Here is a 12,863-nt window from a genome sequence, read left to right on the forward strand (position 1 = left end):
TCAGCGTCGGTACTCGGTGGCGTAGTCGGGGACGGCGATCCCGCTGCGCAGTTGCTGCCGGCCTCGGCCGACGGTGCGCAGGGTAGTGGTGAGCGTCTCCTCGAGTTCGGCGAGTTTGGTGTCGACATAATGGTCGCAGTCCGCGCGCATCCGGTCCGAATCGGCGTGCGCGGCATCGATGAGCCGCGCCGATTCGGCGTGCGCGGCCCGCACCACTTCGGTCTGCTCCACCAGCCGCGCCTGTTCCGCCCGGCCCTCGGCCACGGAACGGTCGTAGGACGCCTTGCCCGCTTCGGTCATCCGCTCGGATTCGACCCGGGCCCGCCCGGTCACCGTCTCGTATTCGGCCTTGGCCTCGGCCAGGACGCGGTCGGCCTCCTTCTGCGCGGTGTCGACCAGCCGGTCGGCGTGTGCGGTGGCCTCGGCGACCATCCGATCGGCGTGGGCCTTGGCCTCGGCGAGGATGCGGTCGGCCTCGATGCGGGATGTCTCGAGGGTTTCGGCGGCCCGTTCGTCGGCGGCGGCCACGGTCTGCTCGGCGCCCGCGCGAGCGTCGGAGACGATTTTGTCCCGATGGTCGAGCACATCCTGGGCATCGTCGATTTCGCTCGGCAGCGCGTCGCGCACATCGTCGAGTAGGTCGAGCACTTCACCGCGCGGCACGATGCAGTTGCGGGTGGGCGGGATACCACGCGCCTCTTCGACGATGGCGACCAGCTCGTCGAGCGCTTCGAATACCCGATACATGCTCTCTACCCTCCTGCGGACTTTCGGCGACATATCCCGCCGTGCCCAGTGTGCCTGCCGTTACGGCCTGCCGCCGGGGCAATTGTGGGTGTGTCGCGGATTGGACCGAATGTTCGATGTGACAGAAACCAAATGGAGGGATGCCCTCCACTTGGTGTTTAATGCATAAGAGTCCGACGTCACCGCGCCGGACCTTGTGTACCCGTGCCCGATCGGAACAACCATGACCGTCCTGCCACTGCCCCAGACACCCCTCACCGTGGGGGAGTTGGGCGCCGCGGTCGGGGAGTTGGGGGTCGAGTGGACCGATCGCTACACCGGACGGCGGGGCACCCGAGGGGCCGGGCGATTCCTGCATTATCTGCGCGGAGACCGCGTACTCCCCCAGCTGCTCCGGTTCGCTCTGGTGGGCGGCACCAGCAATATCGCCTACGTACTGCTGTTCCTGACCATGACCGCCGCCGGCCCCCTGGCGGCGAATATCGTCGGCTCGGTCGTCAGCACCGCGTTGGCCAATGAACTACACCGCCGGCTTACCTTCCACGCGGCCGCCCGGGTCGGCTGGTTCACCGCACAGTGGGAGGGCGGCGGGCTGGCGCTGGTCGGACTGGGTATCAGCACCGCCGCGCTGGCCGCACTGGAATTCTGGACCCCCGGCCTCGGCGAGCTCACCCAGGCCGCGGCCGTCCTGGCGATCACCGCGGCGGTCGGTGGGTTGCGCTTCCTGGCATTGCGGGGACTCGTCTTCTGAGCGGCCCACCGGCCACCGCGTCGTTCGGTCGACGCACGCGGCCGGCCGGAGGTACCGTTCAGCCCGCCCGTTCGGACAGGCGTTCCAACAGCCGCTTGTGCACCATCGGCGGCAGCATATCGCTCACATCCCCGCCGAAACTCGCCACTTCCTTGACCAGAGAACTGGACAGATAACCGAAGGCCGGGTTGGTGGCGACGAAGAAGGTGTCCACCCCCGACAGCTTCTTGTTCATCTGTGCCATCTGTAGTTCGTAGCCGAAATCGCCGGCATCGCGCAGACCCTTGACGATGGCGGTGATGCCCTGTTCGCGGGCGAAGTCGACGAGCAGGCCGTGCCAGGACGCGACCCGGACGTTCGGCAGATGCGCGGTGGCGTCACGCAGCATCTCCATGCGCTCGTCGACATCGAACATGCCCTTCTTGTTCTTGTTGATCATGACCGTGATGACGACTTCGTCGAATTGGGCCGCCACCCGCTCGAACACGTCGATATGTCCATTGGTCACCGGGTCGAACGAACCCGGGCACAGCGCTCCAGCCATGGCTCAGACGCTAGCAGGCGAGGCCGCACCGGACTCCGAGCGCTCGTACTCGGCCATTTCGATTCGCGTCTCGCCGTAGCGGCGCGCACGCCGGGCGAGAAAACCCGCGGGCCAGGTGATCTCCTCCGAGCGATCGGACCGTTCGACCACCACCAGGGCCTCGGACGCGAGCCACCCGGTCCCCGCCAGCGCGGTCAGGTCCGCGATCACGGCGGTCGTCGACAGGTCGTAGGGCGGATCGGAGAACACCAGATCGAATTCGCCGGCCCCGCCGGATGCCAACACCTGCGCCACCGCGCCGACGCGCACCTGCGCCCCGACCAGACCCAGGTCGGCGATATTGCCGCGCACCACCGCCGCCGCCCTGCGGTCGGATTCCACCAACAAGGCGGTGCTCGCGCCGCGAGACAGCGCCTCCAGGGCGAGCCCACCGGAGCCGGCGTACAGATCGAGCACCCGGGCGCCGTCGAGGTCCATTCGCGCCTCGATCGCGGAGAACAGCGCTTCGCGTACCCGGTCGGAGGTGGGGCGGGTACCGGCCGGCGGAACCCGCAATCGGCGCCCGCCCACCGTTCCGGCGACGATGCGGGTCATTCGGACTGGCGCACGGTGAGCTCGACCAGCAGGTCACCGCCTTCGACCTGTTGCACCCGGCCGATGGCCACGCGACCGACCACGCCGCCGCGCGGGGCGGTGATGGCGGCCTCCATCTTCATGGCCTCGATGGTGCCGACGGTGTCTCCGGCGGAGATGGTGTCGCCCTCGGTGACCGACAGTGTCACCACCCCGGCGAACGGGGCCGCGATATGGCCGGGGTTGGTTTTGTCGGCCTTCTCCGCCGTCGGGATCTCGCCGGCGACCGACCGGTCCCGCACCTCCACCGGACGCAGTTGGCCGTTCAGAATGCACATCACGGTACGCATACCGCGCTCGTCGGGTTCGGAGATGGCCTCGAGACCGATGAGCAGGGTGACACCCTTCTCGAGTTGTACCCGGTGTTCCTCGCCGCGGCGCAGGCCGTAGAAGAACTGGTTGGCCGACAGTCCGGAGGTGTCACCGTATTTCTCCCGATGCGCCAGGAATTCGGCGGTCGGCCCGGGGAACAGCAGGCGGTTGAGGGTGACGCGGCGCCGGCCGGGGTCACCGACGAGCCCGGCCTCGTCGTCGGGACTCAACGGGGTTTCCGGTTTGGCCGGACCGCGGCCTGTCAAGGCCTTGCTGCGGAACGGTTCGGGCCAGCCACCGGCGGGAGTGCCGAGTTCGCCGCGCAGGAATCCGATCACCGAATCCGGGATATCGTAACGGCCCGGGTCGGCGGCGAAATCCTCGATGTCGATACCGCTGCCGACCAGCGCCAACGCCAGGTCGCCGACCACCTTCGAGGAGGGGGTGACCTTGATCAGCCGGCCCAGCAGCCGGTCGGCCGCGGCGTATTTGGCCTCGACCTCCTCGAACCGGTCGCCCAATCCGAGCGCGATGGCCTGCTGGCGCAGATTCGACAGCTGACCGCCGGGGATCTCGTGGGTGTACACGCGGCCGGTGGGAGACGGCAGCCCGGATTCGAACGGCGCGTAGACCTTGCGCAGCGCCTCCCAGTACGGTTCCAGATCGCAGACGTTGCGCAGGCTCAGACCGGTGTCGTGGTCGCTGTTGGCCGCCGCCGCCACGATCGCCGACAGCGCCGGCTGGCTGGTGGTGCCGGCCATGGGGGCGGCCGCGCCGTCGACGGCGTCGGCCCCGGCGGTCCAGGCCGCCAGGTAGGTGGCCAGCTGACCGCCCGGGGTGTCGTGGGTGTGCACGTGCACCGGCAGATCGAAGTTGGCACGCAGCGCGGTCACCAGCTTGGTCGCCGCCGGGACGCGCAGCAGACCGGCCATGTCCTTGATCGCCAGCACGTGCGCGCCGGCATCCACGATCTGCTCGGCCAGTTTCAGGTAGTAGTCGAGGGTGTAGAGGGTCTCGCCCGGATCGGCCAGATCACCGGTGTAGGACAGGGCGACCTCGGCCACCGCCGTCCCGGTCTCGCGCACCGCGTCGATGGCCGGACGCATCTGGTCCACATTGTTGAGGGCGTCGAAGATCCGGAAGATATCGATACCCGTCGCGGTCGCCTCGGCGACGAACGCGCGGGTGACCCGTTCCGGATACGGCGTGTAGCCGACGGTGTTGCGCCCGCGCAGCAGCATCTGCAGGCAAATGTTCGGGATCGCCTCGCGCAATGCGGCCAGCCGCTCCCACGGATCCTCGTACAGAAACCGCAGCGCCACATCATAAGTGGCCCCACCCCAGCACTCCACCGACAACAGTTCGGGGGTCAACCGCGCGATATGCCCGGCCACATCCAACAAACCGTTCGTCCGCACCCGGGTGGCCAACAGCGACTGGTGCGCGTCCCGAAACGTGGTGTCGGTGACTCCGACCGCCTTCTGCTCCCGCAGCGCCCGCGCGAAACCCTCCGGCCCCAACCGCAGCAGCTTCTGGCGTGACCCGTCCGGCGGCGGCACCGACAGATCGATGGCCGGCAGCTTGTCGTGTGGATACACCGCGGTCGGCCGTTTGCCGTGCGGGGAGTTGACGGTGATATCCGCCAGGTATTTCAGGATCTTGGTGCCGCGGTCGGCCGGCTCCGGCAGCGCCAGCAGCTGCGGACGTTCATCGATGAACGAGGTGGTAACCCGGCCCGCCGTGAAATCGGGGTCGTCGAGCACCGCGAGCAGGAAAGGGATATTGGTGGTCACGCCGCGGATCCGGAATTCGGCCAGTGCGCGCCGCGCCCGGGCCACCGCGGCCGGGAAATCACGTCCCCGGCAGGTGAGCTTGACCAGCATGGAGTCGAAGTAGGCGCCGATCTCCGCGCCCAGATTCGCCCCACCGTCGAGCCGGATCCCCGCCCCGCCCGGAGTGCGGTAGCCGGTGATGCGGCCGGTGTCGGGCCGGAACCCGTTGGCCGGATCCTCGGTGGTGATCCGACACTGCAGCGCCGCACCGCGGATGGTCACCGAATCCTGGCTCAAACCCAGATCCGACAGGCTCTCCCCGGCCGCGATCCGTAGCTGCGCCTGCACCAGGTCCACATCGGTGACCTCCTCGGTCACCGTATGCTCCACCTGGATCCGCGGATTCATCTCGATGAACACGTGATTGCCGCGCTCGTCCAGCAAGAACTCCACCGTACCGGCGCAGCTGTAGCCGATCTGCCGGGCGAACGCCACCGCATCCGCGCAGATCCGTTCCCGCAGTTCCGGATCCAGATTCGGTGCCGGCGCCAACTCGATCACCTTCTGATGCCGCCGCTGCAGCGAACAGTCCCGCTCGAACAGGTGCATCACATTGCCCTGGGTATCGGCCAGGACCTGTACCTCGATATGACGTGGGTTCACCACCGCCTGCTCCAGGAACACCGTCGGATCGCCGAACGCCGACTCGGCCTCCCTACAGGCCGCCTCGATCGCCTCACGCAGCCCCTCCGGCGCGGCCACCCGGCGCATACCCCGCCCACCACCGCCGGCCACCGCCTTGACGAACACCGGGAACTCCAGTTCCTCGGCGGCCGTCAGCAACTCCTCGACATCGGAGGAAGGAGCACTGGACTGCAACACCGGCAGGCCCGCCGCCCGCGCCGCCTCCACCGCGCGGGCCTTGTTCCCCGCCAACTCCAGTACCCGTGCCGACGGGCCGATGAAGGTGATGCCCTCCCGTGCGCACGCCGCAGCGAGATCGGGGTTTTCCGACAGGAACCCGTATCCCGGGTAGATGGCATCCGCTCCCGCGGTCTTGGCCGCCTCGATGATCGCATCGATCGACAGGTACGCCCGGACCGGGTGTCCCTCCTCGCCGATCTGATACGCCTCGTCCGCCTTCAGGCGGTGAACCGAATTACGGTCCTCGTACGGGAACACGGCCACCGTACCGATGCCGAGCTCATAGGCCGCGCGAAAGGCGCGAATAGCGATCTCGCCACGATTGGCAACCAAGACTTTCGAGAACATTGACCCAAGGTACCCGGCCCTACTACCTGAGGGGACACCGAAGTCCCCTTCGCGGGGTTTTTCACAAGAAATCCTCGCAACGTTGCGAAGACGCGGCGATTCCGGCTCCCCCACTGCCGGAGCCGGAATCGCCCGCACCGCGTTCACGACGGAACACCCCGCTCAGTCGAGTTCCCCCGGTCCGCCCTTCCGACGGTGCCGACACCGGTACCCCCGATCACCGACCGCCCGAAACACCGGGCGCCGCCGCGGTGCGTTCCCCATTCGCCGTCCTACCGACCGGCAGCCGCGTTGTCGTTCCACGATCACCTCCTGTTCGCGCCGAAACATCCTTCTCGCCTTGTTTCGACGCGGCCGGCGCGTATCCGGTTCCCCTCCGCGCGATTTTCGACGGGCACCTCGGCTCGTCCGGTATTCCGCCGTCGAGGAATACGGCGATTCCGCGGCCCTGCTTCGCATGCTACGCATCCACCGGTAACAGCAAATCTCCATGCAAACCGACTAGTCTTGAACGACAAGTAGACACCTTGCGATGTTTGCGAAGCCACACTGGGTACGATCGCGCCGTGCGCAAGATGTACGCGGGGGCCCGACTTCGGCGGCTCCGTGAGGAACGCCGGATGACCCAGGCGGCGCTGGCGAAATCGCTGGACCTTTCGCCCAGCTATCTCAACCAGCTCGAGCGCGACCAGCGTCCGCTCACCATTCCCGTACTCCTCAAGTTGAACGCCACCTTCGATCTGGACGGAGATTTCTTCACCGCGGATGCCAACGCGCGACTGGTCTCGGACCTGCATGAGGTCCTGATGGACGCGGCCGGCGGCAGCGCACCGGTCGCGCAGGTCGAGGAGCTGGCGACCCGTCAGCCGGAGATCGCCCGATTGGTTGTCTCCATGCACCGACGACTCCGCGCGGCCACCGACCAGCTCGATCTCTTCTCGGCCCGGGCCACCGCGACCGACGGCGTATCGGCCCAGTCCATGCCGTATGAGGATGTCCGCGATTTCTTCTACGACCATCACAACCACATCGCCTCACTCGACCTGGCCGCCGAGCGGCTGTTCGACAAGTGTGGTCTCACGATCGGCTCACTGGATCGCCAGCTCGCCCGGGTCGCCGAGGAACGCGCCGGGGTGAAGGTACTGGTCCGCGGCGACGGGGCCGATACATCCATCCCGAAACGCCACTACGATCCGACCGCCCGCACCCTCATCCTGGCCCGACGGCTGCGGCCGGGACAGCGTGCCTTCCAGATCGCCGCCACCCTGGCCTTCCTGCTGTACGGCACCGAACTCGACGACGTGTTGAACGAAACCCCGTCGCTGACCGGTGAATCCCGTGCCCTCACCCGTGTCGCGCTGGCCAATTATTTCGCGGCGGCGCTGCTGCTGCCCTACGGACGGTTTCTGCGCTCGGCCGAGGAACTGCGCTACGACATCGACCTGCTCGGCTTGCGCTTCGAGGTGGGGTTCGAAACCGTCTGCCACCGGTTGACCACCCTGCAGCGGCAGGGGCAGCGCGGAGTGCCGTTCTTCTTCGTCCGCACCGACCGGGCGGGCAATATCTCCAAACGCCAATCCTCGGGTGCGTTCCATTTCTCCCGTGTCGGCGGCAGCTGCCCACTGTGGGTGGTGCACGAGGCCTTCACACACCCGGGGCAGACCCTCACCCAGATCGCCGAACTGCCGGACGGCCGCCGCTATTTCTGGGTCGCGCGCACCGTCGCGTCCGCGACCCAGGCCTTCGACGCCACCACACAGCATTTCGCGATCGGTCTCGGCTGCGATATCGAGTACGCCGACCGGCTGGCCTACGCCCGGAACACGCCACTCGACGATCCGACCGCCGCGGTCCCGATCGGGGCCGGCTGCAAGGTCTGCGACCGGCCGGCCTGCCCACAGCGGGCCTTCCCGCAGATCGGCACCCCACTGGCGGTTTCGGAGCACACCTCCATGGACCTGCCCTATCCTCGCGTGGTCCGCACGAACGGCCTCCCTGCCTCCATCTCCGACCCACCCACCGATCAGCAGCATTACGGGCCGCTCACGCGACGACGGCCCTGAATCTCAGGATTTGGCCAGATACTCGAGCCGTTCGGCATCGACCGCGGCATGCATCATGGCCGCCAGGCCCGGATGCCGCACCAACCCCGGGTCCTCGTCGACCACCCGCCGGGCGAGTTCCTGTGCGGTGGTGATGACCTCCAGATCGTCCAACAGCGACAGCAGCCGCAGCGACCGCGTGGTACCCGATTGGGCCGCGCCCAGCACATCACCCTCGCGACGCTGCCGCAGATCCAGTACCGCCAACTCGAACCCGTCGGTGGTGCCCGCCACCGCCTCCAGCCGCAGCATGGCCGAACTCCCCGGTCCCGCGTCGGTGACGAGCAGGCACAGACCCGGATGCCGCCCGCGTCCGACCCGTCCGCGCAGCTGGTGCAGCTGGCTCACCCCGAACCGGTCGGCGTCCACGATCACCATGACCGTCGCGTTCGGCACATCGACGCCGACCTCGATCACCGTGGTGCACACCAGCACATCGATCCGGCCCTCGGTGAAGGCACGCATCACCGTGTCCTTCTCGTCCGCCGGAAGCCGCCCGTGCAGCAGACCGACCCGCAGTCCCGACAGCGGCCCGGCGCGCAGCTTGTCGTACATATCCACCACAGCCTGCGTGGTGGGGGGCTCCTTGCCGTTCGAACCGGCCCGCCGGGACCTGCCGGTGCCCGCACCGTCCTCGTCGTCGCCGATCCGCGAACACACCACATACGCCTGACGCCCGGCCCGCACCTCCTCGGCAATCCGCTCCCAGGCGCGGTCCACCCAGTTCGGATGCACCCGGCGCGGAACGACCTTCGAGACGATGGGGGACCGTCCGCGCGGCAGTTGGGTGAGGGTGGAGGTCTCCAGATCCCCCAGGGTGGTCATGGCGATGGTGCGCGGGATGGGGGTGGCCGTCATCACCAGCAGATGCGGGCTCGTTCCGGGTTTCGCCTTGGCACGCAGGGCATCCCGCTGCTCCACGCCGAACCGGTGCTGTTCGTCGACCACCACCATGCCCAGATCGAAGAATTCCACCGCGTCCTGGATCAGGGCATGGGTACCGATCACGATGCCGGCGTCACCGTTCACGGCGGCCAGCAGCGCGGCCCGTTTCGCCGCGGCGGGCATGGAACCGGTCACCAACACCAGCTGCGTCGCCTGCTCGGCGGCACCCAGTTCTCCCGCCGTGCCGAGGTCGCCCAGCATCGAGCTCAGTGACCGATAGTGCTGGGCGGCAAGCACTTCGGTGGGCGCCAACAGAACACACTGCTGGCCGGCGTCGACCACCTGGAGCATGGCGTGCAGCGCGACGATGGTCTTGCCCGAACCCACCTCGCCCTGAAGCAGTCGGTGCATGGGCCGGCTACGGGACAGATCCGCGGAGATCTCCGCGATCACCTGTCGCTGCCCCTCGGTGAGTTCGAACGGCAGCCGTTCGTCGAAGGCGGTGGCGATACCGTCGGGGCGCGGCGGACACTGTCGGGCGGTACGGGCGGCGACCTCGTGCCGCCGGTCGGCCAGCACCAGTTGCAGGGCCAGGGCCTCGTCGAAGCGCAGCCGGGCACGCGCGGAATCGATATCGGATTTGCGTTCCGGCAGATGGATCAGTCGCAGCGCGTCGACGACGGGCAGCAGACCCTGTTCGTCCCGGATCCGCTGCGGCAGTGGGTCTTCGATCGGATCTAGCTGGTCGAGTACCTGCCGCACACAGGCCAGAATCTCCCAACTCTGCACCTTGGCGGTGGCCGGATAGACCGGGATGAACTCGCGCTCGAAAAACGACATGTCCACGCCGTCGGCGCCTTTCGCGCTCTGCGCCAGTCCGCGCAGATCCCCGCCACCGCGCACGGTGGTCAGGGCGAGTTCGTCGTCGCCGGCCTCGGGCAGGATCAGATAACCAGGGTGGCTCAGGTTCCACTGGCCGGGCCGCCAGTAGTTCACCGTGCCGGACATCATGGCCCGCACACCCTGGCGAACCGCGTATTTCACCTTGTCGCCATTGAAGAACGTCACATCGACGCCGCGACCGGAGCCGGTGTCGAGCACGACCTTGAGCAGCGACCCACGCCGCTGCCGCATCGGCCGCAGCTCCGCCTTGGCGACCCGGCCGATCACCGTGATATGCGAACCGTCCTCGGGCGCTTCCTCGGTGAGCGGCTGCCCCTGGGTGGCGTATCGCAGCGGATAGTGTCGCAGCAGATCCTCGACGGTGTGCATATCGAAGGCATCGGCCAGCGAGCCGGCGGCCTTCGCGCCGAGCAGATGGTCCAGCCGGTCGCTCAGGGTCGCCATGGCCTCGTTCCCGTCGTCATCCCGTGCCGTCGCACCCGACCACCTCGTTCCACACCCGTCCGTATCCGATTATTCGACGCCCAGCTGCACCAGATCACCGTGCTGGCCCCCGGTATACACGGTGACCTCGACACCGGGGAATTCCGCGCCGATATGCTCCACCAACTCGTCGACGAGCCCGGGCGGCGCGACCGCGCCCACCAGCAGGGTGACCAGTTCACCGCCCAGCCCGAGCATGCGATCCAGCAGTATCTGTCCGGCGGCCCGGACATCCCGGTCGATCACCACCACATCGTGGCCGACCAACCCCAGTCCGTCACCGGTCTCGCAGGTACCGACCATGGTGAGCGCACGGCCCCGCGCGACCCGCAGCGAACCCCAGCGGGTCGCCGCGGCCGCCTCGGACATGGCGAAGGCATCGTCCACCGCGATCCGCGCCCGGTCGTGAACGGCCAGCGCCGCCAGCCCCTGCACCATGCTGCCGCTCGGCAGCAACAGCACATCCCGACGCGCGTGGCGGGCCGCGACACCGACCGCGACCAACTCCTGTGCGGGCAGCGCGCCGTTCGGCAGCACCAGCACCTCCCGGTGCGGCATCCGGCGGATCGCCGCCAGTAGCGTCGCCGTATCGACCGGGCCGTCACCGCCCACCACCACCGCGCCCGACGCCTCGAACAGGGCAACGGCCCCCGCCCCCGAGGCCACCGCGAGCACCCCCCGGCCGTGCCCGGTATTCGGTTTCCGAGGCGGTGGCCCGGTGTCCGCGACCTCTTCGGCTCGCGGGGGACTCACCCGCTCGGTCCATAACCGCGCGTCGATACCCCCCGGGGACGCGGAACCGGCCCATGTCGATGGGGCACCGGGTTCCGCGCACTCGTGCGGGTCGACGGTGAAACTTTCGACCCGAATTCCGCGCAGCGACCCCGCCGCCAACCCGGCCTCCACCGCCGCGCCGGCGTCCGCGCAGTGCACATGCGCCGACCAGGTGCGCTCACCGTCACCGACGACGACCACTGAATCCCCCAGTTCCGCGAGCCGGCGCCGAAGGGCTGCCACCCGGCGTTCATCGGTCTCGGCGATCCGGTACATCACCTCGTATCCGATCGGCGGACGACGGTCGCGCGCGGCGGCGCCGGGCCCGTCGCGCCGATATTCCGGCCGGACGGGTGGTCGGCCCGTGATGAGCGCGACCGCGCTGTCCAGCAGCACCAGCAATCCGCGGGCACCCGCGTCGACGACGCCCGCCTCGGCCAGCACACCGAGCTGCGTGGGAGTATCCTCCAGCGCTCGCGCCGCGCCCTCGGCCGCCGCTGCCGCGACCGCGGCCAGTTCGGGATCGGTGCAGTCGGCGGCCGCGCGGCCGGCCCGGTCGAGCACGGTCAGCACGGTTCCCTCGACAGGCGTACTGAGGCCGGCACGCACCAGGGCGGCCGCGCGCGCCAGCGCCGCCCGATATGTCTCGCCGGTCAACGGTCCCGCCGCGGCCGCTTCGGCGATGCCCCGCAATACCTGGGACAGGATGATTCCCGAGTTTCCCCGCGCTCCCGCCGTCGCGCCCCGCGCCATGGCCGCCGCCACCGGATGGGCCGATACCCGCACCGCACCGTCCCCGAGCCCGGCCCGCTGTCGCGCCCCCGTTCCTTCCACGGTCCCGTCGGACGCCGCGACATATCCCCCGTCGCTCGGGACCGTGCGGGTCGATTCCCCGGCCACCGTATCGCCGTGGCCGGTGCGGACGGCCGACTCCGCGGCGGATACGGCGGCGCGCATGGTGGCCAGCAGGTTCGTACCGGTATCCCCATCGGGGATCGGGAAGACGTTGAGCGCGTCGATCTCCGCGCGCCGTTCCTCGAGCCCGGCCAGGCAGATCCGGCCCCAGTGCAGCAGCGCCGCACCATCGAGCGTTTCGTGCTCGAGGACCTCCGGACCGCTCACCTGCCGGGATTCGGGCAACGTCACCTCGTTCCTGTCGTCGGGTCGGTGCCCGCCAGGTTAGTCGGCGGCACCCGTGCCGCATCCGTCACCCGAGGACCAACCCGGTTTGGTGGATCGCCGCGGCGGCAGATACTCTTGCAGGGTTGCCGCGCGTGGCCGTTGCCGGCCTGCGCTCGCCGACCGATATCGGCAGGCATGAAGACATATGATCCCGGACCGGCTGTCGCACCACAGCGGGTCCCCCTCGAGGACACGAAGGAGTTCGCGACTATGGCTGCCGTCTGCGACGTCTGCGCCAAGGGCCCCGGCTTCGGGAAGTCGGTCTCGCACTCGCACCGACGCACCAACCGTCGTTGGAACCCGAACATCCAGACCGTGCGTGCGCAGGTCTCCCCGGGCAACACCCGCCGGATGAACGTGTGCACCTCCTGCCTGAAGGCGGGCAAGGTCGTCCGCGGCTGAATCGGCCGACAGAGCGCAGTTTCCCAGCGTCGCCCCGGCACCTGTACGGGTGGTCCGGGGCTTCCTCGTTCCCGCGCCCACCATGGGTTGGGCACCGGCCT

General features: G+C 68.7%; 9 protein-coding genes. 3 read left to right on the top strand and 6 right to left on the bottom strand.

Annotated elements, in window-relative coordinates:
* On the bottom strand, nt 1–747 hold the full coding sequence (locus ON20_RS17480; protein WP_040836865.1) for a flotillin family protein: 747 nt from the start codon (nt 745–747) through the stop codon (nt 1–3).
* A gap of 223 nt (nt 748–970) precedes the next feature.
* On the opposite strand from ON20_RS17480, the gene ON20_RS17485 reads away from it, so the two are divergent.
* Nucleotides 971–1,498 (top strand): GtrA family protein, encoded by a 528-nt coding sequence (locus ON20_RS17485; RefSeq protein ID WP_157228875.1) that lies wholly within the window; start codon nt 971–973, stop codon nt 1,496–1,498.
* 58 nt (nt 1,499–1,556) lie between these two features.
* Here the strand turns inward: ON20_RS17485 and coaD are convergent, their stop codons facing one another.
* The 3 genes from coaD to ON20_RS17500 are packed head-to-tail and all read right to left on the bottom strand — an operon-like array spanning nt 1,557 to nt 6,031.
* The gene (gene coaD / locus ON20_RS17490; protein WP_040836866.1) at nt 1,557–2,042 is read right to left on the bottom strand and encodes a pantetheine-phosphate adenylyltransferase; all 486 of its coding nucleotides are present in this window, start codon (nt 2,040–2,042) and stop codon (nt 1,557–1,559) included.
* A gap of 3 nt (nt 2,043–2,045) precedes the next feature.
* On the bottom strand, nt 2,046–2,636 hold the full coding sequence (rsmD, locus tag ON20_RS17495; RefSeq protein WP_040836867.1) for a 16S rRNA (guanine(966)-N(2))-methyltransferase RsmD: 591 nt from the start codon (nt 2,634–2,636) through the stop codon (nt 2,046–2,048).
* The gene (locus ON20_RS17500; protein WP_040836868.1) at nt 2,633–6,031 is read right to left on the bottom strand and encodes a pyruvate carboxylase; all 3,399 of its coding nucleotides are present in this window, start codon (nt 6,029–6,031) and stop codon (nt 2,633–2,635) included. The genes rsmD and ON20_RS17500 overlap by 4 nt, the downstream gene beginning before the upstream one ends.
* 566 nt (nt 6,032–6,597) lie before the next feature.
* Here ON20_RS17500 and ON20_RS17505 point away from each other — a divergent pair.
* Nucleotides 6,598–8,094, top strand: a complete 1,497-nt coding sequence (locus ON20_RS17505) for a short-chain fatty acyl-CoA regulator family protein (RefSeq protein ID WP_174361904.1) — start codon at nt 6,598–6,600, stop codon at nt 8,092–8,094.
* 3 nt (nt 8,095–8,097) lie between these two features.
* Here the strand turns inward: ON20_RS17505 and recG are convergent, their stop codons facing one another.
* Nucleotides 8,098–10,365, bottom strand: a complete 2,268-nt coding sequence (recG, locus tag ON20_RS17510; protein ID WP_040836869.1) for an ATP-dependent DNA helicase RecG — start codon at nt 10,363–10,365, stop codon at nt 8,098–8,100.
* 69 nt (nt 10,366–10,434) lie between these two features.
* On the bottom strand, nt 10,435–12,135 hold the full coding sequence (locus ON20_RS17515; RefSeq protein WP_083865007.1) for a DAK2 domain-containing protein: 1,701 nt from the start codon (nt 12,133–12,135) through the stop codon (nt 10,435–10,437).
* A 435-nt stretch (nt 12,136–12,570) separates the two neighbouring features.
* Here ON20_RS17515 and rpmB point away from each other — a divergent pair, with 435 nt between their 5' ends.
* On the top strand, nt 12,571–12,762 hold the full coding sequence (rpmB, locus tag ON20_RS17520; RefSeq protein ID WP_040791580.1) for a 50S ribosomal protein L28: 192 nt from the start codon (nt 12,571–12,573) through the stop codon (nt 12,760–12,762).
* Nucleotides 12,763–12,863 lie beyond the last annotated feature (101 nt).

The sequence above is a fragment of the Nocardia brevicatena NBRC 12119 genome (assembly GCF_000308495.1).
GTDB lineage: Bacteria > Actinomycetota > Actinomycetes > Mycobacteriales > Mycobacteriaceae > Nocardia > Nocardia brevicatena.